The sequence below is a fragment of the Limnohabitans sp. Jir72 genome, assembly GCF_003063575.1.
Lineage (GTDB): Bacteria > Pseudomonadota > Gammaproteobacteria > Burkholderiales > Burkholderiaceae_C > Limnohabitans_A.
Map to the genome: position 1 here is coordinate 12963 of NZ_NESC01000012.1, position 21400 is coordinate 34362.

The window sequence follows — 21400 nt, forward strand, 5'->3', positions numbered from 1 at the left end:
ATCCAATGAACGAGGTCGACATGACTCCAGATACATCCAAGGAATACCAGTGTGCCGTTGAAGAGGCTGCCAACGCCTTCATGAAAGTGATGGCCCTGCGTGGTTTCAGTGTTCGAGACTACCCTCAAAATTTTGTGGCTCAAATGGCCCAGCAAACCCGTCTGGCCTTTGAATCCAACCGCACTGGCGCACATGCCAATGCCAATGCGTTGGTTGCCGAGTTGTTGCGCGCAGCGCCTGAGGTGCCTCGTTTGGTGAGCTCCAATAAAGTTAAATCTTTGCCATTTCCATCCTTGCGTCGCCGCATGGCCTGATATTTTCGAATGGTTCGCTTACAGCGGGCTGGTTTGCCGAGGCACCCTTTGGGTGCCTTTTTTTTGGGGTTAACCAGCCGTGGGTTTTCCGATTGGAATATCGGCCAAGTGGCACTGGAACCTGTGTGCCTGAGTTTTGATAACGCCAAATCTTTCAGGCACCAAAAATCAACACAAGTTGTCATTGAGATGACATTTATATCTGTTTAGGCACTTTTTCTGGGCGAAACCATAAAAAATCATCATCACGGGTGCCGTGATGGAGGTCATGGGTTGGCACATTTGTTGCGTTGCAGCAATGGATGCAATTTGCATTCCTTTGTCATCCACCCGGAGGTCTCATGAAAACTGTGTTTCAAAAATCATTGCTCGTGTGTTTGTTCGGCAGCGTGGGCTTGTCAGCCCAAGCGGAAGGCTTTAATTTTTACGCCCTGCTTGACGGTGGTCTCGCCAGCACGTCCATCAACCATGGTGGCGGCAGCAAAACAGAATTTGTGACGGGCGGCTATGCCCCCAACTTCATGGGTATGAGCAGCGAAAAAACTTTGGGCAACGGGTTGTCGGCTGGCTTCAAACTGGAACAAGGGTTCTTGCTCAATGCCAAGGACGGCACTTACTGGTGGTTTGGCAAGGACAGTTTGTTCAACCGCCAAGCCAATTTGTACGTCAAAGGTGGCTTTGGCACCGTCACAGCCGGTACGCAAGGCAATTTGGCATTCAGCAGCGTCTTGTTGGGGGAGCCACGCGCTGGCTCCAACTATGGCAGCGCGCTGGCCTCCATTGCCATTGACGGCGGTTTGGGAACGGTTGATCAAGGCACCATTGCCTACACTTCGCCCACAGTCAATGGCTGGACGGGGGCTGCGGCTTATGTGCCTGAAACTGCCTCGGTCAAGTCGGGTGAGCGTTATTCGGTGACCTACGCGTCTAAAGACTACGCGGCTACCGTTGCGGGTTATGCCAACGACTTGGGTGCCAGCAAAGCCAAAGGTTATGTGGCGGGCGCATCCTATAAATTGGGCGCGTTGACGGTCAAAGGTTTGTTCATGAACCAAGACAATGGCAGCACATTGGCCAATTTGGAGACCTATGGTGCAGGTGGTAGCTACGCCGTCACGCCAGAGCTGACAACCGATTTTGGCCTGTACAAATCGTTTGATTCCTCCGCCAGCTACAAGACATCGACTTTTGCAGTCGGTTTGCAGTACAAATTCCTGAAGGATCTGGTGGTGTATGGCCAATATGCCAATGTCAAGAATCAGGACGTCAAGGCCGTCGCCTTTAATTTTGCAGGCCCGACTTTGCTGACCGGCTCTGTGGCGGCAGGCCAAACCGCCAGCACCGTGAACGTGGGTTTGCTGTACAGCTTTTTCTGAGTATTTCGCTTCAGAAACAAAAATGCGCCCTGCGGGGCGCATTTTTTATCGGGTGTTAGTTGACGAGCCTTGACCCCGGCACTGGCTCCACAGTTAGGGCTGCTTGGTTCCCCACCTGACCCTGTAGACCATTCCACAACTTGGTCAAACGATGCTCAACTTTATCCCCAGGTGCTACATTGATGTGCTACAAAAAATGGCAGTGTAAGCGTGTCTAAACGGCCTGGCAAGTTGATGTCGGTCCACCATCCGTCAGGTTGAAGTACAGCCTATCTTCACAGCGTCGATCCAGTCGAATAGTGTCAGGATAGATTCGATATTTATTTCTTTGACACTCTGTAAAGGTCCATCTAAGATCCTTGTTAGACAAAACGAGGTATCAAGCGATGGCAAAAGGACAATTGGTCGGTTACATCCGAGTGAGCACTGAGGAGCAAAACACCGCTCGTCAGCAAGAGGCATTGGCCGACTTCAATCTTGACAAGACCTTCACCGACAAAGCCTCGGGCAAAGACACTGAGCGCCCACAACTTCAGGCAGCTCTCGCCCATCTTCGTGAGGGCGACACATTCATCATTTATTCCATGGACCGGCTGTCCCGCTCACTGACTGACCTGATCAACACGGTCAAGGGGCTGACTGCCAAAGGCGTGAAAGTTCAGTTCATCAAGGAAGCGCTGACCTTCACGGGCGACAACAATCCGATGGCCAATTTGTTGCTCGGCGTTATGGGATCACTTGCTGAGTGGGAACGAGCCGTGATCCGTGAGCGTCAGTTGGCCGGCATCGCCATCGCCAAGACAAAAGGTGCCTACAAGGGCAGAAAGCAAGCCCTGAACAGCGAAGAGCAAACCCAGCTCAAAACACTTGCCGAATCTGGTGTCAGCAAGTCATTGTTGGCCCAGCAATTCGCTGTGTCCCGTCAGACGGTCTACGCCTATCTGAAATAAAAAATCAGATATTTGATTGCCGGGATAAATACCTGGCATGAGAACAACCCTTCAAGATCAGATCACAGACGCTGCCGAGCAGCGCCAGCAAGCTCACAAGCAAGACCACTTCGAGTGGATGCTTGCCCATGAGCGCCTGATCACCCATGCCGTCACACTGACATTCGATCCTAAAAAGATCGATGGTTATACCGCTGCCTTCAATCGCTCACTCACTCGGAACCATCCGGAAATGATCGAGCGCTACAAGGACAGCGTGAAACTGTTTGCCAATATTCTTGACCGCTCCCTGTTCGGGAACATGAGTCAACGAAAAGGCAGTCCGTTCCTGTTTGTGCCGGTGATTGAGGGAATGAACAACGGGCAAGTCCCACACTTTCATTGCTCAGTTGGCATCCCGGAAAACCGATTTGATGTCTTTGAGCAGAAGGTGCTGGATGCTTGGCAGTGTGTGCCGTTTTCAGGCTTTGCCATAAAAGTTGTGCCATATCGTGATGAGGGATGGCTCACCTATTCAACCAAGGGAAGCAAGTTCCCCAATCGTGAATCCATCGATTGGCTGAATGTCCGTATTCCCAGAAGTCCTGACCTCATCACCACCAAGTCCTGAGCCACGCTCGTCAAGGTGTAGGTCCAGCCGCTCTCTCAAGGGATCGGTAATGGCCTCGCCATGCCGATTGATGCTTCAATGTCTGGTTCATATCAATAAAGATGCTAAATTCGGTAACTTCTGGTAGAATGAAAAGTAAAATATTATCAAAAATTTTAAATTGGATAAATTGATGAATCAAGACAAACTCTCAAATTTTGAAATTGAAAAAACATTGAAAGAAATATCTGAATATTGGGGACTTGTTGTGTCATCCCCGAATAGTTGGAAGGCTCAATTTGAATGTGAATTCAATGGCGAAAAAGTAATCTGTAACGTTTTGCCGTTATCACTTACTTTTGGTAGTGACATTCCTACAGATAATAATTTTTTCGTTTTTTCAAATAATCAAAAAGTCGATTTTGATGGCAAAGATGGCTATGTAATTGATTATCGCGGTGAATCGTGTGTAATGAGAGTATTGAGAGCTATTGATAGAGACAATGGTGTGGATTATATATATTTGATGAAAAATTCTTTTTCAGGAGAAATGTTGTCTTGGCAACTGATAAGACCTGACATTAGGAATTCATAAGAATTCACGGGCTCATCAATAGTGATTGAAAACAGCAGAACACCTGCCAAGATGAAATCAAGGCTCCCGATTGATGTCTGCCAGTTGATTCTGAGCATCACGAACCCGATTGATGGCCTTCGTCTTACGATTCTTCTTGCTGATTGCCCGCTTGGTGTCTGCCATTGCCTTCTTCATGCCCTGTGATGGAGTCATGGGCTTGATCGGTCGAATGATGCTTGGCGACGGTCCGACAGGCTTGATTGACTTCTCCAGCACGGTCTGATGAATGCTCAGGATATTGGCGCGACCGTAGACCCTAGCCAGTAAATACCTAGCCAGACTGAGACCATCACAGCGTATCTGAACCCGTGTGGTCATCGCTCCCATGCCATCGACAGCACAGCGAACCATGGCCTCAAAGGACATCAGGCCATCACCAACGACTTCGCTGATCTTCATTTCATGCCCCAGATGACTTCGAGGTAGCGACCACACATGTCACGGGCATTGCCGCTTTCATGACTGAGCCTCAGGGCATCCAGTGCCATGTCGAGGTTCTGTTTTGACCTGAAGACGGGTAACCAAATATTGGCAATGACCTCGGCAATTTCCTGATCGCTATCGCTATCGCCGTCGGCATAGTTCATTGCTTCGGCGAGCACTTCGATAGCGCTGGGTGGGTGTTGAGTGGCTTGGGTGTTCATGTCTTATTTATTTGATTTCGACAAAACACCACTCGACCTGTATTTGGTTGCCCAGCCACGGCACATCGCTGGAAAACAGGAAAACGCTCTTGTGATGAATAAATACATCAATCAAACAAGGAGCACAGACCACCATGATGCTGAACAAAATTCCAGCCAACACCTCTCTTCAGTCGATACTGACCTACCTCGACACGTCAACCAAGTGGGGAGCCAGAAATCGGGCGTTATTCGCCATTCGTCAGCAGCTCAGGATCAAGGACATCTCGGATCTGCTCGTGTCTGACATAGTCAAACCCGACATGACCCTTCGTCGGATCTTCATTTCCAGAGATGGCACCCGGTTCGAATTGAGCGAAGAAGTTCAGGCTGAGGTTCGCCGCTATTTGATTGCCCGCTTCGACATCAAGGGCACATCTCTCGAACCGCTGCTGGCGCTGGACCTCAACGTGTCTATGTTCCCGACCCAAAAGCGTTGTCAGTTCTCGCCGAACACACTTGCCCAGCACTTCAGCCACCTTGACAAAAGAATCCAGGAGCGGTTCCAAGCGACAGTACGAGGCAGGAGCGATCAAAATAGATCAGACAGTAGTGCCATGACAGCGCCAGCGAAACAGTCGCCCTTAACCCGGCTTATTCTGTTGCTCGGAGGGCTTGAAAAACGTAGATGAACATCCAGTAAATCGATACTTATCTTGTCAGTAGTCTAATGGAGCAAGAGAAATTTTTTATTTTAACTAGGTTAGAGCTTTCTTTTTTCTATTATCTCTTTCAGCTGAGCGGCTGTAGGACTTTTCGTCGCGAACATATTGCCATTTCTTTTTGAATATTCTTCAAAAGAAGTTGTGTTTCTGAGTTTTTCCTCTAAATCCTCTAGTGATAAATGGCTAAAATCCCCTATGGATTCATTTAACTGAATTGTCAAATTATTTTCGATTTCAGAAAGTTCATTTATTACTCGAGTTGGAGCGCCAAATCTTTTGGCGATAAAAATATGTTTCTTGAATTCTTCTATTAATAGGCGTCTATCATTGTTGGATTTCGGTGAATTTTCTGAAGGATAGTTTTTTTCAATGTAAAATCCATTATCTGTAATAAGCCAGCGTAAATCCTCGGAAATTCGCGCCTCTATACCAATTCCAGTGGAATTCCTTAGAGAGCTTGTCCAGATATACATCCAGCCTCTAAGTGTGTCTGATGTTACATTTTGAGAAACGGCTTCGCTGATATTAATTTTTCTTTCAAGAACATTGGCCATTCCGCTCAAATTGAATACATTTTTATTTCTAGACGCGGTGGCTTCGTTTATTATATTTTGAGTCTTGATTTTGAAGTGCTCGGGTTCGGAGACTCTTGGATTATTTGAAAACATATCAAATCCGATCAAAGCCGTATTGACTCGGTTCTTTAGTCGATTTTCCGCCTCAGTTGGTGTAGCACCATGAGCCCAAAAAATCACGTTATTGTGATTTAATTTAACTAAAGTGTGATTGAAATTACTCATGATTTTGATGGAGATAGTGAAATGAAATTTGCTTAATATAACCAATGGCTGTACTAATAAATTTTATTTTATGAAAATTTATAATTATTCAATATTGATAATAAACAAATTTTCTTTTGCTCTGGTCAGTGCGACGTATTTCAATCGAGAGTCAGAATTCAAAAGCCATTCATCCCCACGACTCACGCTAACCAATGCCACATTAGCTACTCCCATGCCTTTAGATGTATGAATTGTTTGAACATGTATTTTTGAATCATTGGATAATATATCTTGTCGATGGAGAAAATGAGGAATATTCATTGCTTTCAATCCTCGCGAGATTTTGTCACAAGTTGCCCTGGTAGGTGCCATAATTAACCATTCTTCAGATTTTTTAATTTGAATAATTTGAAATAAATCTTTCAATTTCAATGGTCGAAATTTCGGTGGTATGTTTATTCTGGAATCACCCTCTTGAATCAATATACTGGTCGAAACTTTGCCAGCATGAATGTGATCTGGGTTTTCTGTCCATGCCTTATCTTTTCTGTATTTATATGAATCAAGATTTACAGATTTATCTACATATGATTTTATATTTTTTGGAAGTCTCCAGGAAATATTCAGCACTTTATCTGGGAGAGATGTAGGAAATTCAGTAAATAATTGAGGTGCTGCGCCAAATGACTCCATAATTGCTTGGTCATCATCTCCAGCAATGATTGTTTCTTTTGCTTTGCTCGCCAGTTTGTGAACAACATCCCACTGAAGAGCACTAAGGTCTTGGGCTTCATCAATGATTAATAATTCAAAAGTAGGAATCTTGTCCTCTGGGAAAGACTCTTTTGCTACTGAAAATATAACATCATTGAAATCTGCTAGATTATTTTGTTCTTTGAAAAATTCATAATCTCTAAAATATCTCTCGGCATATTCTTCAACCCTTCCGAATGGGATTTGAATTTTGTAATAATTTCCCAACAGCATTCTGGCATCATCATGCGATTTTCCTGAGAATTCCGGAGCATCCTTTTTCTTATTTAACATTATGCTGTATTCACTAAGTACTGGATGAATAGGTCTAACAACAACGCTAGTTGGATCACCAGCTCTTAACCATTCTTCTCTAGCACCGATGTTTAGATCAAATTTTTGTAAATGCTCTTTTTGACATAACTGCTTACCCTCGGTGCCACCCATTCGGGTTGTCAAGCTGTGTAAAGTGGAAAAATTTATAAATCTAGATTTTGGGATGTCAAGTTTTTCGGAAATTTTATCTCTGGCTTCATCCGCGGCAACATTTGTGAAAGCAAAGTATCCAATATTTTCAGGTGGAACTCCCTGGCTAATAGCCATTATTGCGATATTTACTAACTCGGTGGTTTTTCCTGTTCCAGGAGGGCCGTAAATTCTCCGGCTTGATTGCGACCCCCATAAAATTCCCAAAGGGAAATTAATGGGCGCTATCTTTTCATTTGTGTCTTCGTGTTCCATATGAATTAGGTATTGTTGGTATTTAAATTGATTTTTTACAAAATAAGAATTTTCGAAATTTAAGTTGTGATCTGGAAAGCATTAAATTTATGAAATTGGTTCTTATGGATCAATTTTAAAAGGTCGCTCATTCTGAACTGTCTGCCAGCAGTGCCAAACGCCTATTCAATTGTCGCCACTCCGATAAGCTGATTGAGTCTGACTTGCTGGCGACGGTCAATCATTGATAACGTGACTGTCCCGTAACTGGACGCTCACACAAAAAATTCATCAGTCACCAGCATAGTGAATTCTTCGAGCATCCTCAACGGTTTTCTTTTTGCTGAGGGCAGAGGTCAGATCTAGCTCCCACCACTGATCTTCCAGCTTGGCATGGTGAGCATCTTGCTTGCTTGAAAACCGAGGCGGTGTGACCAATTGATCTTCCTTGATGACAGCAAACCGCCCAACTTCGACGTAGCTCAGTAATGACTTAGCTCTGGCAAGAACACGGCTGACCTCTGATCTCATATTCCTGGATTTCCGGGCAACCACTTCAGGTGTACCAACCAATTCAGAGTTCTGAGGACTCAAACCATAGAGCTTGCCGATCCTGAAGAGATTGCCGTCCTCGTTGTGCTCACTCAGGTCCTTGCCCTTGCCTAAGCGTGCCAGTGCTTTCGGCTTTTCGATCAGTTCACGATGAAGGCAATACACCTCATGGGCCTGCCCAACAACGGTCAATCGAGTCAGGACGGGTTCGATTCGATACCGTGATGTGCTCGTGTCCAGACGGCTCAACGCTCGCTGTCGCTGATTCGAGTTTGATTGATCTTGGGAGTCCTGTTGGTCGGCCCAAAAATGGTTGACTAGCCGATTTCGCTCCACAGCATTTTGATCAAGGATTTGATTGAGTTGTTTTTGAACAGTCTCACGAGTCAATTGAAGTGGAATCTCGACAAGGATTTTTCCGGCACGGCTACCTGATGTGGCGCTCTCAACCGAGGTGATTTGTTGGACCTTCGGAGGCAGCTGCTGCTCAGCAAACAAGGCTGAACCCGTACGACGCCACCAGTCTTCAAACGTGCCTTCATGGACGTTACCGAAGTCTCTGAAGATTTGGGCCAACGTTTCATCATATGTCTCTGGTTTTCCCTCAGGGCACGTCATACACAGCAGCCAGTAGTCCTTACTGAGCCTCAAGTATTCCCACCACCAGCGCCGAATGCTTTCGCTGGCATCTTTGACCTGTTGCTCCATCGTCCGGTGACGGAAATTGTCCATACCCTTTTGTGGCGGCAGTTCGTATTCGTCCATTTAGGTTCCAACGTGATGGCTTGATTGGCAATTCTGCTTCGGGATCAGTTCGTCAATCCCCTGGCATGGAAAGTATCAACGCCGGACAGCGAGCAACAGCAACAGGTGCTGAATACGTATCCGGTGATTCAGATTCTAAGGAGCAAGCCGACGAAAAAAGCTCAGTGAAGACGAGATTGGCAGAACTCATTCCAGATGAGTTCGTCAGCACCCCGGCCTCGACATTATCAACACCGGACAGCGAGCAAGAGCAACAGGTGCTGAAGCCGAAACCGGTGATTCAGATTCTAAGGAGTACGCCGATGAACAAAGCCCACTGATTTAGCCGATTGGCAGAACTCATTCCAGATGAGTTCGTCAGCACCCCAGAGAAAACACTATCAATACCGGACAGCAAGACACAAGCAGCAGTTGCTTGACGGCCAGTCCGGTAGCTCAACCAAGGAGAACCCCATGAGCAAGCAATCCATCACCAATATCGCCGCCCAACAATTCGCCAATGACACCGTCCAGAAACTGGACGCTCTGTTCAAAACCCGTGAGAACTGGGAAGCCACTGACTTCAAAAAGTCCAATGAAGGGCTGTACTGCCTGCTGGGCGAATGCCTCGGTGTTTTCAATGCCACATTCATCAAGGTAACTGATGATCAGCGCCGTGCCCTTCGCTCTGAACTGACATCCAAGCTCAGCGCTGCTGGTGTCAAGGTTCAGAAAAACACAACAAGCTTGATGATGCTCGTTCGCTTCGTCTTCAATTCCGACCGTAAGCGTGCCCATGGCTACGCCACTGTTTTGGCAGCAGCGATTGCTGATGGCGTCAGTCCTACCGATTTGCCAGCCTACATCCTTGCTGCTGGCGGTGTTGAAGAGATCAAGCGCCGTCAAGTCAAGTCGGCAGAGGCCATCGCTAAGCATCAAAAAATCGAGGATGCCAAGGCAAACGTGATGCTTGAAGTTGAACTGGCAGCAGCGACAACGCCACTGGCAACTGTTCAGATTGAAGACGTCACTGGCACATTCGCTTTGCTGCTGGTCAAACCCTCACTCAATGGTTCCGCCGCTGTGGTTGGTGTCCTGTCTGAACTGCCTGAATCTATGGTCAAAGCGTTGATCACTCGTATGGCCAAAGTTCGTGTCAGCGAGCAACAGCAGGCAGATCTGACGAACACGGCTGACAAAGACATTCTGGCCGCTGCCATCAAAGCCAGCAACGATGACCAGATGCTGAACGCCGCCTAAATCAACCTGCCGAGGGGCGTTTCCCTCGGCACCACAACAAGTAATAAAGAAAAGACCATGAACAACTACATCCCGACCAACCTCGACGAAATCATCTATCCAAACGCTTCAACTGAGCTTCGCCTCAAAGCCATTGGCGCTGGCAGCATTGATTCTCATGTGATCATTCACGGCCCTCGTGGCACAGCAAAGACCACGACGGCAAATCTGCTGGCAAACGCCATCGGAGGACCTAACGCTCACATCGAGACCAACTTTTCCACCTTGCTGGCTATGCCCGATCTGTTGTTCTATCTCAAGCAAGCATGCCACTTCGCCAAGCTGACCACGGGTTCCAAGTGCTTCTTGCTGTTCAACGAGTTCGACAACTTCAAGGGCACTCCGTACCAGCTGTGGGACGCCATGGATCAGATCGATCGCTCCGACTTGATGCTCATCATTACGACCAATGATCTCATGGCAATCCACCCGAGCATCCGTTCCCGCTGCCGCCTGATTGAATTTCCGGCTGTCACGGCATCGGCGATGTTGCCCCGTGCTCAGGCGATTCTGGCCTCTAACAGCTTGGCTTTGCCCGACGCTCAGGTCCTGAGCTACTTGAAAGGTGATGAGCGCTTTGGCGACATCCGGAAGTACCTGGACCTCATTGATGAACTGCTGCTCATTCAGAAATCGAGGATGGCGTTCCCACAGTGGGGCGGTCAAAAACCCTCGCTCACAGTAGCGAAGCCTTGACAATAAACTGCTGTCCTTAGAGACTGAAGAACGCTGGGAGTTTCAAATCCAAGGTGTCGCTGATCGCCTCTGTGGCATCTTTGAGAGTTGTGACTGAAATGTGGGTGTAAACCTTGGCACCCACACTTCCAGGTGTCTCATGTCCTAGCAAACGATCAATGATGACTTCGGAGATACCTTTCTCAGCCAGAGCAGACCTGAAGGTATGTCGGAAACTGTGGAAAACAATATCTGGTGGGATGCCCAGGTTTTTCCTCAAGCCGCCAAAAAACTGGCTGAAAAACCCACCAGCTTTTCCATCTCGTTTTGGCAATTTCCCCCAAAGCGCCGCTCCGGTTTGGCGCTCAACAAAGTTCATAAATCCAAGTTCAAGAAGCTTGCTGTGGATCGGTATGACTCTAAGCCCAGCGGCGCTCTTCACACTTTGACCTTCTCCACTGTCAGTAATTTTGAAAATCGGTACGCCATCAACAGCCTGGATATTCCTGACCTCAAGTTGGCAGATTTCTGACAGCCTAGCGCCACTGTAGAGAGCAATAAGCGGAATCCAATAAGCAGCTTCGCCTCCAGCGAGTTTGATCGTTGGCATGACACCTCTTTGCCAGATGTCGTGACTGAACAAGCGTGTCAGATGGTCCTTGTCCCAAGGTCTTCGTACCAGCGTGGTTTGGGTTTTTATTTCCAAGCCGACCCAAGGATTTTTGGGTAGTAGTTCAAGATCTTGACTGGCGTATTTCAATAAAGTTTTGAGCCAATTCAGCCTGTCCCTAGCTGTTTTCGTCGTGGTTGTTTGCTCGACCAGCCACGAACGAAATGTATCACCGTCGCGTCGCGTCAGTGATTGAATATCTCGGTCGCCCAGCACAGTTTCATAAAGCCTGACTGAACGCTCCATTGCCGCTGCTGTGTCCTCACTACGGATGGCAGCCTTACACCAACGTTCATAGACTGTTCTGAGTCGAACGGGCGGAGCTGTAGGCGCTGATTCTGGATTGAATCCATAAAGTAATTCGGCTCGCTTGACTGTGCCTCTTTGGTTGGCTTCAATGAACGAGCACTGACCGAGGGTGACCACATGACGGCCATTTCTGTAGCGGTGTTTGAGCGGGTGGTTTTGAGGCAGGACGACCTTCAAATAGTATGAGCCGCCACGCCGAAACAGACCTGTAACTTTTCTCACGATGTCAACACTTTCCATGAAGTGCTACATCAATGTGCTACAAAATGAAGAAAATGAAGCGTAAATCAACGGTAAGTTGTTGATTTCATTCAGATTCTTGGAATAAGTTGACGAGCCTTGACCCCGGCACTGGCTCCACAGTTAGGGCTGCTTGGTTCCCCACCTGACCCGGTTGGCCGCTTCACCATGCGGGAAGGCCCGTCAGTGTTGATTGTAGGCGAGCTTGTGGATCTTTCTGTGCCAGGCCTGACTTTTTCCCTTTTTAAGCGGATGACTTGAGGCTTTGATTTTCACCTTTGCTGGAATGGCTTGGCGGCCCGATAGAATCAGACGCATGTCTTACCTTGTTCTCGCGCGCAAATACCGCCCCCGCAATTTCACCGAAATGGTGGGGCAGGAGCACGTGGTTCAGGCTTTGACCAATGCTTTGGTGCAGCAGCGTTTGCACCATGCTTATTTGTTCACCGGGACACGGGGCGTGGGCAAGACCACGGTGTCTCGTATCCTCGCCAAATCGCTCAACTGCCAAGGGGCAGACGGGCAGGGCGGCATCACCGCTGAGCCGTGTGGCGTTTGCCAGGCTTGCCGTGACATCGATGCCGGCCGCTTTGTCGATTACACCGAGCTCGATGCTGCGTCCAATCGCGGTGTCGACGAGGTGCAAAGCCTGCTGGAGCAGGCTGTTTACAAGCCTGTGCAGGGACGTTTCAAGGTCTTCATGATCGACGAGGTGCACATGCTCACCAACACCGCTTTCAATGCGATGTTGAAGACGCTGGAAGAGCCACCTGAATATCTGAAGTTTGTCCTGGCCACGACCGATCCGCAGAAGGTGCCTGTGACGGTGCTCTCGCGGTGCTTGCAGTTCAACCTGCGCCCCATGGCCCCAGAGACCGTGTTTGAACACCTGACCCAGGTGCTGGCTGCAGAACAATTGAGTGCTGAACCGCAAGCACTTCGCTTGTTGTCCCGCGCCGCGCGCGGCTCCATGCGTGATGCCTTGAGCCTGACCGACCAGGCCATCGCTTTTGGCAACGGGCAGTTGCAAGAAGCGGGCGTGCGTCAAATGCTGGGCAGCGTGGACCGGACCCATGTGCTGCAACTCATCCGCGCTTTGACCGACGGCGATGGCGCGACCGTGGTGGGGCAGGTCAATGCCTTGCGCCTGCAAGGGGTGTCCGCCGCGGCCACGTTGGAAGACATGGCCATGCTGCTGCAGCGCATGGCTGTGATGCAGATGGTGCCGGGCATGGCCCAGGATGGCGATGACCCCGATACCCAGGGTTTGGCCGATTTGGCCCAGGCCATGCCTGCCGAGGAAACCCAGCTGCTTTACAGCCTGTGCCTGCATGGGCGCACCGAGTTGGGCTTGGCGCCTGATGAATACGCGGCTTTGACCATGGTGTTCTTGCGTTTGCTGGCTTTCAAACCCCCAGCAGGAACGGCAGAAAAAAAAAGTCCGCGAATCAGCCTTCAGCCAGTAACTGAAGTCGCAGCGGCAACTTCTCGGCCACCTTCTGTGCCACCTGCTGCAGTTGCCCAGCCCCGGGCAGAACCTGCTGCGCAGTCCCCTCAAGTGCCCACGTCAGCGGCACAAACATCGCCAGTACCCACTGCACGCCCTTCAACAGTGCCGGTGTCAGAGCCCCCACCTTGGGAAGACCTGCCCGACACCGCAGACTATGCCAGCGACGATGCCGCAGATGCGTTTGTGGCGTCTTTGCCAGCGTCTGTTCCTGCCGCGTCGGGTCTTCGCGCCTTGCCTGTTCGCGAAGCCTCTGACTCTGCGCGTGTGGATGTGCCCAAAGCCGCATCCTCGACCCCTTTGCAGACCACGCCCGAAGGTGATGTCTGGTTTGGCGTGGTGCAAGGCTTGCTGGCGCAAGAAGCCATCACGGCATTGGTGCGCGAATTGGCTTTGCAGTCGCAGTTGGTGGCGCGCGATGCCGACCAATGGATGCTGCGCATTGAACGCGAATCCCTTAACCACGCAGCCAGCCGCGAACGCTTACAAACCGCTTTGGCGACAGCAGGACACGGTCAGGTGCAACTGCAAATCGAGCTGGGACCGGTGGTGGACTGCCCGGCAAAACGTTTGGCCATCGCGGCAGCCGCCAAAATGGTGGCCGCTCAGGCATTGATCGAAAACGATCCGATGGTGCAGGCCATGGTGCGGGATTTCGGTGCACGCATCGTGCCTGGCAGTTTGCAGGTGGTCTGACCTTTTCTCTCTGAAACAACTGAAATCAAAGGAAACAACATGTTCAACAAAGGACAACTCGCGGGCTTGATGAAACAAGCACAGGCCATGCAGGACAACTTGAAAAAGGCCCAGGATGAATTGGCCAACGTCGAAGTCGAAGGTCAGTCCGGTTCTGGCATGGTCAAGATCTTGATGACGTGCAAACACAATGTGCGCCGCGTGACCATCGACCCGAGCCTGCTGGCCGATGACAAGGACATGCTCGAAGACTTGGTGGCCGCAGCGTTCAACGATGCCGTGCGTCACGCCGAAGAAGTGTCCCAGCAAAAAATGGGCAAGCTGACGGCAGGGTTGCCACCGGGCATGAAATTGCCTTTTTAATTTTCAGCGCATCTTTACACACCCATGGCCGATACCCACGCTCTTGCCACTTTGGTGCAAGCCCTCAAGGGCTTGCCGGGGGTGGGCATCAAGTCGGCTCAGCGCATGGCTTTTCAGCTGCTGCAAAACGACAGGGCCACGGCCCGCCAATTGGCAGCGGCTTTGCAAAACGCCGTGGACCATGTGCGCCACTGTGAGTGTTGTCACACCTTCACGGAGGCAGAGCTTTGTGACACTTGCCAGGACGTGACACGCGATCGCAGCCAGCTGTGCGTGATCGAAACCCCGGCAGACCAATCGGCGATCGAGCGCACCGACACTTACCGCGGTTTGTACTTTGTGTTGATGGGCAAACTCAGTCCACTCGATGGGATCGGTCCGCACGATATCGGCTTGGCCAAACTCAAAAAGCGCGTCACTGACGGCTTGGTTCGCGAAGTCATTTTGGCCACCAACTTCACCGCTGAAGGCGAGGCCACAGCACATGTCATCTCCGAGATGATTCGCCAGCAGGGCTTGAAGGTCACTCGTTTAGCGCGTGGTGTGCCTGCAGGCAGTGAACTCGAATATGTGGATTTGGGGACCATTGCCCATGCTTTGGTGGACCGGCGTTGAAATTTTTTTGATCTCCGTTCCAAGCGCCTGGCAAGCTGGGCCGAGATTTTATGGATTACTTGAAATCCATTACGTGAAAACCCGCTCGGGATTGATACCGATGTGCTCTTGAGGAAGCGCACTTAAGCTTCCTGCATCAAGTTTTGATGGTTCAAGGGGGCTCATTTTGTTGCGGTTGGTTTGCCCACGACGTTCATTCTTGCTCGCATCCTTGGGTTCGCTGGCCAGTGGTGTGTTGTCGGCTGCAGAGGCTCCGCGGCCTCATCTTCGTGTCAGCATAGCGTTGGCAGCGCGTCAAAGTCTTTACCACTTGCCTTTAACGCTGGCTGAGCAGTTGGGTTTCTTCAGACAGGCTGGCTTGGCGGTTGAGTGGACTTCTCAAGAGGGCGGTGCCAAGGCCTTGGCCAGCGCGCTCAGCGGACAAGCCGATGTGGTCGCCGGCGCGTTTGAGCATTTGTTTGGTCTGCAGCAAAAAGGGATGGCTTACCAGGGTTTTGTGCAGATGGGGCGTACACCTCAAGTCGCTTTGGGGGTGTCTACGCGCAAAGGTGCCGCCATGCGTTCGATGATGGAGTTGAGAGGCGCACGCATTGGTGTTTCGGCGATGGACTCGGCGACGCACTGGATGACTTGCCAATGGTTGCTGCAACATGGTCTGTTGCCAGAGGATGTGACTTTCCTCGAGGTGGGCGCTTCGGCCAATGTGGCAGAGGCATTGCGCCAGGGCACGATCGATGCCTTGTGCAACCCGGATCCCGTGATGCATGCGCTGGAACAGAAAAATGAAATTCGTATTCTGGGGGACGCGCGCTCCAGGGCCGCCACACGCAAAGTGATGACAGGTGATGTGCCTGGTGCTTGTTTGTTTGCCCGAACCGATTACTTGGAGAGTCAGCCTGAGGTGGCTCAGGCATTGAGTGATGGTGTGATCCATGCACTCAAGTGGATGCAAACGGCGGGCCTCACCGACATTTGGAAAAACGTGCCTGCGGCACATTGGCTGGGTGATCGCGCCATTTATCTGGGCGCGTTTGAAAAATTGCGGGAATCGTATGCCATGGATGGCTTGTTCGACGTGCAAGCCGTGCTCAATGCCTGGCGTGCCCATGCCAGATTGATGGGTTATGGCCCAATGAATCGGCAGGCTTTGATACGGCTTTACACCAACCATTTCGCAAACAAATCCAAGAGCCGATTCGTGGCCTGAATCCTGGTTCAGCGTTTGACGGGTTTGGTCGCTGGGCGGTGTGCGATAGGTGCTGATTTAGCCCTTTTGTGTGGCGCTGGCTTTGCGCTCAGCCGTGGTGATTGCGAAGTGGGTACCAACACGGCCAGGCTTTGACCGGCGCTCAGGTTGACATTGGGCTTGAGTTTGTTCCAAGTGGCCATGTTGGCTGCGCTCACCCCATGACGGGCCGCCAAGCTGGCCAATGTATCGCCCTTGCGTGCACTGACCATGATGCGGCGCAAGACAATTTCCGGGGCAAAAGCCAGTTGCGCGTTGTCCGCCATGTGCTCGCTCACGTCGTTGTCGAGTTGGCCTTTTCGATGAACCAGCAAGGTCGACCCGGCTTTGACCATCATGTGAGCCGGTATGCCGTTGGCTGAACGCAGTTGATCAACGGGCATATTCACCAAGTTTGCAGCCTCGTCGGCTTTCATGGTGCGTGGCGCTTGCCAAGCTGTCCAAGTGGCCAGGCGCTGACTGGCATGGTTTTGCAAATTGATGTCGAAGCTGGTGGCGTTGTCCCATGGCAGCAAGATTTGAGGCGTGCCAGCAGCCAAAATCACCGGCCTGTTCATGGAGGGGTTGAGCGCCTTGAAGTCTTCCACACTGATGCCCGCCAGGCGTGCGGCAACAGCCACATCGATGTCGCGTTCGATTTGTACGCTCTTGAAGAAGGGGTGGTTCTGGATCAGTGGCAACTGCGTGTTGAACGCTTCGGGTTGTGCCACGATGTTTTTGACCGCCTGTAGTTTGGGCACGTAATAACGAGTCTCGTTGGGCATGTTCAGGTCGCTGTAGGTCAACGGCTTACCTTGGGCCTTGTTGCGTGCCAAGGCCCTCCCGACGCTGCCTTCGCCCCAGTTGTAGGCGGCCAGGGCCAGGTGCCAGTCGCCAAACATGCCGTAGAGTTTTTGCAGGTAATCCAGCGCAGCTCGGGTGGACTCGAGCACGTCGCGGCGTTCGTCTCGAAACAAATTTTGCTTCAGGTCGAAGTACTTGCCGGTGGCGGGCATGAATTGCCACATGCCAGCGGCCTTGGCCGAGGACACTGCATGGGGATTGAAGGCCGATTCAATGAACGGCAGCAAGGCCAGCTCTGTGGGCATGTTGCGCCGCTCCAGCTCTTCAACAATGTGAAAGAGGTAGGGTCGTGAGCGCTCGGTCATGCGCAAGATGTAGTCGGGGCGGCTGGCGTACCACTGTTCGCGGTTGCGAACATGGTCGTCATCCAAGTCCGGCATGGCAAAACCGCGGCGAATGCGCTCCCAGATGTCCGTTGCGGGTATCAGTCCCAGATGGGTCCGTGGCTTGAGCATGACCTCCCGCTCTTGCTGGTCTGCCTTCGTGGTGTTGGTCACAGGAGGTGCTGTAACAGGGCGTGGCGTTACCGCTGGCGTGGTTGTGGGCTCCGGGCTGGGGAGCGAAGTCGCACAGCCTGTGAGAAACAGGCTCAATCCAGCCCACACCGCCAAAGCGGCTGGGCGGCATGAATGCCATAAGGGATAAAGCTTGTTCATTTGAATTCGTTTTTCCAAGCGCGCAATGCTGCAAAGGTCGTGGCATCGTCCACAGCCAACGCGTCGCGCTGTCGAACTGCTGCTGCCACTGTGTGGTTGCGGCTTCGCAAAAAAGGGTTGATCGCCAACTCTGTCGACAAGCGGGCGGGCAAGGTGGGCAGGCCTTGTTGGCGCAACTGTGTGCACACGCTGAAGTAGGCGTTCAACGCTGCATTATCAGGGTCAACCGCCAAGGCAAACTTCAGATTGGATAAGGTGTATTCGTGTGCGGGGCAGACGCGCGTGTCACCCGGCAAGGCCGCCAGACGGTCCAGCGAGTCGAGCATTTGCGCTGGTGTGCCTTCGAACAAGCGGCCGCAGCCGCCTGAAAAGAGGGTGTCGCCGCAAAAGAGCACGGGTGGCTGATCTGGTAGCGCAGTCCAAAAGGCGATGTGCCCCGCCGTGTGTCCCGGCACATCAAGCACTTGCAGACGCAGCCCGTGCCAGAAGATGTCCTCGCCTTGCTGAACGCCATGCACTGCAACCGGCATCTTTTCCATGGTCGGCGCGTGGACTGTTGCGCCCGTGTGTTCTGTCAGCTCAGACAGACCTGCGGTGTGATCGGCATGGTGGTGGGTGACTAGAATGGTGTCCAGTTGTACTTGGGGGTTTTGCGCAAGCCAAGCCAACACCACGGCACCATCGCCCGGGTCTACCACCAAGGCATGGCGGTCATCGTGCAACAACCAAATGTAGTTGTCTGTGAATGCGGGCAAAGGGATGAGTTTCATGAAGTCCCCGATTATAGAAAGTAAGTATTCAGACCCCTCTTGGCTGAGCCATTTGGGTTCACCTGTGGCTGACCGTGTCTTGGCTTGGGAGCAAACCCAAGCCGACGCGCTGTTGGGCGACGTGTTTGGTTACCACGCCTTGCAAATCGGATGGCCCGCACTGCAAAGTTTGCGCAGCAACCGCATGCCGCATCGTTGGACGGTGGGCACAGAATTTGAAACCCATCGCTTATCTGATGCCCACCAGACCGCCACGATACCGGATTTTGATGTGTGTTTTGACAGCCGTGCCTGGCCATGGAGTGCAGACAGCCTGGATCTGGTGGTCTTGCCGCACGCCCTGGAGCGCTCTGCCGATCCCCACGCCTGCTTGCGTGAAGTGGAGCGTGTGTTGATTCCCGAAGGGCAGGTCTTGATCACAGGTTTGAATCCCATGAGCTTTTGGGGCTGGCAATACGAACGGGTTCATTGCAAAACACCGAATGCATCAGGTTTGAAGGGGGGATTGATCGGGTACCGGCGATTAAGAGACTGGCTGCGTTTGCTCGGATTTGAAGTGCAAATCAGCCGATTTGCGGGATGGACGCCAGCCCTGACCAGTGAACGCTGGATGCGCCGCTTCCATGCGCTGGAGGTCTTGGGTCCGCGCTGGTGGCCGATTTTGGGGGGCGTTTATTTGATTTTGGCCACCAAACGGGTGCCCGGTGGCCGCTTGCTCGATGCGCGTCGCTGGCGCGCGGTACGATCGCCCGCTGTAGCAGCGGTGCCCTTGGCCCGTTCTGATTCCCCCATCGGCCGCCAGACGGCCCCGAAAGACATTTCTTGAATCACGTCGTTATCCATACCGATGGTGCCTGCAAAGGCAACCCTGGCCCCGGCGGCTGGGGTGTGCGCCTGCAATCGGGTCAGCATGTGCATGAGCTTTTTGGTGGTGAATTGGGCACAACCAACAACCGCATGGAATTGACCGCCGTGATCGAAGGGCTCAAGGCGCTCAAGCGACCTTGCAAAGTCACGCTGTTCCTGGACAGTGAATATGTGCGCAAGGGCATCACCGAATGGATCCACGGCTGGAAAGCCAAGGGCTGGCGCACGGCGGCCAAACAACCGGTCAAAAACGTGGAGCTTTGGCAGGCGCTGGACCATGTGGTGTCGACTTCGGGACACCAGATCGAGTGGCGCTGGGTCAAAGGCCATGCGGGCGATCCGGGCAATGAGCGGGCCGATGCATTGGCCAACAAGGGTGTAGAGCAGGTCTTGGGCCGTTGATGGATTGCTCACTGCACTCTGAAGCGGTCCCGTAGCACCAGGTGCCGCATTGGTGAAAACCCAATTTGGCAACACCACCAATACTGTTAAAGTTTTATGCGCGCATCATGGCCATTTCTCTTGATGGCCCCGAAGTTTCAGCTTCACCTGAACTTTACAAAAACAACAATTTCTTCACCTACACTGACTAATTGATGGTGCCTTTCTCAAAATGACAATGGGTAGTGATGGACATGAACGGTAATTTTCCTGCTTTGGCTCTGAATAAATCTGCCTGCGTGATCGGCGTGTGCTTGGTCTTGTTGGCCGCTTGCTCTAAGGAGGCGGTTGTTCCAGCGCCCGCTGCCGACGCCTCGGCACCTGCCTCGGCGGCTTCAACACCGGCTTCTGCCCCTGCTCAGGCCAGCGGCCCCGTTTCCGTTGTCACGGTCAGGGCTGCCAAGCGGGATGTGCCTATTTCTGTCAAGGCTGTCGGTTCTGTGGTCTCCTTGGCCAACGTGGACATTCGGCCTCAGCTGACCAGCACGATCATGAAGGTGCACTTTAAGGAGGGTCAGTTCGTCAAGCAAGGTGACGCACTCTTCACCCTCGACACTCGAACTGACGAGGCGAACCTGCTCAAGGCCAAGGCTCAGCTGGCCAAAGATCAGGCGGCACTGAACGACGCCAAGCGCCAACTCCAGCGCAGCCAAGACTTGGTGGCCAAGAATTTCGTTTCTGCCGCCGCGCTGGACACCGCGCAGTTGCAGGTCGAGTCGCAGGCGGCCACGCTGGCGGCCGATGCAGCGGCCGTGCAGGCGGCGCAGGTGGCGGTTTCTTATGGCCGCATCACCGCCCCGTTTTCCGGACGGCTGGGTGCGCTGAACTCTCAAATCGGAAGCGTGGTTCAGGCCAACATCACCGTTCTGGTCAACCTTGTAAAGGTCAATCCCATCGCGGTGTCGTTCACGGTGCCACAGTCTGAGTGGAGCAACCTGATGGCGGCTCAAAAAAGCGGTGCCAAAGTCAAAATTCGCGCCGCGCTGCCAGACCAAAAAGAGGCGATGCTGGGCCGATTGGAATTCATCGACAACAACATCGATGCCAATTCGGGCACCCTCAAGCTCAAGGCGGTGTTTGACAACCCGGACAGCAAGTTGTGGGTAGGTCAGTTCGCCAACATGTCGATGGAAGTGGGTGCTATGCCCGGAGCGATTGTGGTACCCCAAGCGGCCATCGTCCAAACTGCGCGCGGCTCGATCGTGTACGCCGTGGTGGACGGCAAAGCAGCGCTCAAACCCGTCAAGATCCTTTACTCAGCAGGGCCTGATGCGGTGGTCTCGGGTGTCGAAGAAGGCATGGTGGTGGTCACAGACGGCAAACAAAACCTCAGGCCCGGTTCAACCGTGGTGGATCGCCAAGCCCAAGCTGCGGCCAAGCCCGATGCCGCTGCGCCTGCCAAAGCAGACGCGGCCAAATAACCTGCTCACATTGGTGA

At 52.0% G+C, this 21400-nt stretch carries 24 protein-coding genes and 1 other RNA gene; 16 read left to right on the forward strand and 9 right to left on the reverse strand.

Annotated elements, in window-relative coordinates; genetic code table 11:
* Positions 1-20 precede the first annotated feature (20 nt).
* The 5 genes from B9Z52_RS15030 to B9Z52_RS17720 all read left to right on the forward strand — a co-directional run bounded on the left by B9Z52_RS15030 (position 21) and on the right by B9Z52_RS17720 (position 3824).
* On the forward strand, positions 21-314 hold the full coding sequence (locus tag B9Z52_RS15030; protein WP_108414738.1) for a hypothetical protein: 294 nt from the start codon (positions 21-23) through the stop codon (positions 312-314).
* A gap of 341 nt (positions 315-655) precedes the next feature.
* Entirely contained in the window at positions 656-1690 is a 1035-nt protein-coding gene (locus B9Z52_RS15035; RefSeq protein WP_158270571.1) for a porin, read from the forward strand.
* A gap of 386 nt (positions 1691-2076) precedes the next feature.
* Positions 2077-2640, forward strand: coding sequence for a recombinase family protein (locus B9Z52_RS15040; RefSeq protein WP_108414670.1), 564 nt, complete (start codon positions 2077-2079; stop codon positions 2638-2640).
* 37 nt (positions 2641-2677) lie between these two features.
* Complete coding sequence (locus B9Z52_RS15045; RefSeq protein WP_108414671.1) at positions 2678-3250, forward strand: hypothetical protein; 573 nt, start codon at positions 2678-2680, stop codon at positions 3248-3250.
* A gap of 172 nt (positions 3251-3422) precedes the next feature.
* On the forward strand, positions 3423-3824 hold the full coding sequence (locus tag B9Z52_RS17720) for a hypothetical protein (RefSeq protein WP_146182870.1): 402 nt from the start codon (positions 3423-3425) through the stop codon (positions 3822-3824).
* Between the two features lie 57 nt (positions 3825-3881).
* Here the strand turns inward: B9Z52_RS17720 and B9Z52_RS15050 are convergent, their stop codons facing one another.
* On the reverse strand, positions 3882-4265 hold the full coding sequence (locus B9Z52_RS15050) for a hypothetical protein (protein WP_108414672.1): 384 nt from the start codon (positions 4263-4265) through the stop codon (positions 3882-3884).
* Positions 4262-4510 carry a hypothetical protein gene (locus tag B9Z52_RS15055; RefSeq protein WP_108414673.1) on the reverse strand — a complete coding sequence of 83 codons (249 nt, stop codon included), beginning with the start codon at positions 4508-4510 and terminating at the stop codon, positions 4262-4264. The genes B9Z52_RS15050 and B9Z52_RS15055 overlap by 4 nt, the downstream gene beginning before the upstream one ends.
* A gap of 134 nt (positions 4511-4644) precedes the next feature.
* On the opposite strand from B9Z52_RS15055, the gene B9Z52_RS15060 reads away from it, so the two are divergent.
* Complete coding sequence (locus B9Z52_RS15060) at positions 4645-5181, forward strand: hypothetical protein (RefSeq protein ID WP_108414674.1); 537 nt, start codon at positions 4645-4647, stop codon at positions 5179-5181.
* 71 nt (positions 5182-5252) lie between these two features.
* Here B9Z52_RS15060 and B9Z52_RS17725 read toward each other — a convergent pair whose 3' ends face one another.
* The 3 genes from B9Z52_RS17725 to B9Z52_RS15070 form a co-directional block, all read right to left on the reverse strand.
* Positions 5253-6014 carry a hypothetical protein gene (locus B9Z52_RS17725; RefSeq protein WP_146182871.1) on the reverse strand — a complete coding sequence of 254 codons (762 nt, stop codon included), beginning with the start codon at positions 6012-6014 and terminating at the stop codon, positions 5253-5255.
* Positions 6015-6098: 84 nt separating this feature from the next.
* Positions 6099-7490: a UvrD-helicase domain-containing protein gene (locus B9Z52_RS15065; RefSeq protein WP_108414675.1), complete on the reverse strand. Its 1392-nt coding sequence runs from the start codon at positions 7488-7490 to the stop codon at positions 6099-6101.
* 270 nt (positions 7491-7760) lie between these two features.
* Positions 7761-8786: a hypothetical protein gene (locus tag B9Z52_RS15070; RefSeq protein ID WP_108414676.1), complete on the reverse strand. Its 1026-nt coding sequence runs from the start codon at positions 8784-8786 to the stop codon at positions 7761-7763.
* A 65-nt stretch (positions 8787-8851) separates the two neighbouring features.
* Here B9Z52_RS15070 and B9Z52_RS15075 point away from each other — a divergent pair, with 65 nt between their 5' ends.
* The 3 genes from B9Z52_RS15075 (at position 8852) to B9Z52_RS15085 (ending at position 10760) form a co-directional block, all read left to right on the forward strand.
* Positions 8852-9106: a hypothetical protein gene (locus B9Z52_RS15075; protein WP_108414677.1), complete on the forward strand. Its 255-nt coding sequence runs from the start codon at positions 8852-8854 to the stop codon at positions 9104-9106.
* Between the two features lie 133 nt (positions 9107-9239).
* Positions 9240-10025 carry a hypothetical protein gene (locus B9Z52_RS15080; protein WP_108414678.1) on the forward strand — a complete coding sequence of 262 codons (786 nt, stop codon included), beginning with the start codon at positions 9240-9242 and terminating at the stop codon, positions 10023-10025.
* Between the two features lie 57 nt (positions 10026-10082).
* Positions 10083-10760: an AAA family ATPase gene (locus B9Z52_RS15085; protein WP_108414679.1), complete on the forward strand. Its 678-nt coding sequence runs from the start codon at positions 10083-10085 to the stop codon at positions 10758-10760.
* A 16-nt stretch (positions 10761-10776) separates the two neighbouring features.
* Here B9Z52_RS15085 and B9Z52_RS15090 read toward each other — a convergent pair whose 3' ends face one another.
* Positions 10777-11958, reverse strand: a complete 1182-nt coding sequence (locus tag B9Z52_RS15090; RefSeq protein WP_108414680.1) for a site-specific integrase — start codon at positions 11956-11958, stop codon at positions 10777-10779.
* Positions 11959-12046: 88 nt separating this feature from the next.
* An RNA gene (gene ffs, locus B9Z52_RS15095) (signal recognition particle sRNA small type) lies at positions 12047-12143 on the reverse strand.
* A gap of 131 nt (positions 12144-12274) precedes the next feature.
* On the opposite strand from ffs, the gene dnaX reads away from it, so the two are divergent.
* From dnaX to B9Z52_RS15115, 4 genes are all read left to right on the forward strand, one after another.
* Positions 12275-14161, forward strand: a complete 1887-nt coding sequence (gene dnaX, locus B9Z52_RS15100) for a DNA polymerase III subunit gamma/tau (protein ID WP_108414681.1) — start codon at positions 12275-12277, stop codon at positions 14159-14161.
* Positions 14162-14200: 39 nt separating this feature from the next.
* Positions 14201-14524, forward strand: coding sequence for a YbaB/EbfC family nucleoid-associated protein (locus B9Z52_RS15105; RefSeq protein ID WP_108414682.1), 324 nt, complete (start codon positions 14201-14203; stop codon positions 14522-14524).
* A gap of 24 nt (positions 14525-14548) precedes the next feature.
* A complete protein-coding gene (gene recR / locus B9Z52_RS15110; RefSeq protein WP_108414683.1) occupies positions 14549-15139 on the forward strand; it encodes a recombination mediator RecR in 591 nt (196 codons plus the stop codon).
* 199 nt (positions 15140-15338) lie between these two features.
* Positions 15339-16346, forward strand: a complete 1008-nt coding sequence (locus B9Z52_RS15115; protein WP_233251983.1) for an ABC transporter substrate-binding protein — start codon at positions 15339-15341, stop codon at positions 16344-16346.
* Between the two features lie 8 nt (positions 16347-16354).
* Here B9Z52_RS15115 and B9Z52_RS15120 read toward each other — a convergent pair whose 3' ends face one another.
* Entirely contained in the window at positions 16355-17884 is a 1530-nt protein-coding gene (locus tag B9Z52_RS15120; RefSeq protein WP_108414685.1) for a transglycosylase SLT domain-containing protein, read from the reverse strand.
* Complete coding sequence (gene gloB / locus B9Z52_RS15125) at positions 17881-18654, reverse strand: hydroxyacylglutathione hydrolase (protein WP_108414686.1); 774 nt, start codon at positions 18652-18654, stop codon at positions 17881-17883. The genes B9Z52_RS15120 and gloB overlap by 4 nt, the downstream gene beginning before the upstream one ends.
* On the opposite strand from gloB, the gene B9Z52_RS15130 reads away from it, so the two are divergent.
* From B9Z52_RS15130 to B9Z52_RS15140, 3 genes are all read left to right on the forward strand, one after another.
* On the forward strand, positions 18653-19480 hold the full coding sequence (locus B9Z52_RS15130) for a class I SAM-dependent methyltransferase (RefSeq protein WP_108414687.1): 828 nt from the start codon (positions 18653-18655) through the stop codon (positions 19478-19480). The two genes, gloB and B9Z52_RS15130, sit on opposite strands and share 2 nt — an antisense overlap.
* Positions 19477-19923 (forward strand): ribonuclease HI, encoded by a 447-nt coding sequence (gene rnhA, locus B9Z52_RS15135; protein ID WP_108414688.1) that lies wholly within the window; start codon positions 19477-19479, stop codon positions 19921-19923. The genes B9Z52_RS15130 and rnhA overlap by 4 nt, the downstream gene beginning before the upstream one ends.
* A 233-nt stretch (positions 19924-20156) precedes the next feature.
* Entirely contained in the window at positions 20157-21383 is a 1227-nt protein-coding gene (locus B9Z52_RS15140) for an efflux RND transporter periplasmic adaptor subunit (protein WP_158270572.1), read from the forward strand.
* Positions 21384-21400 lie beyond the last annotated feature (17 nt).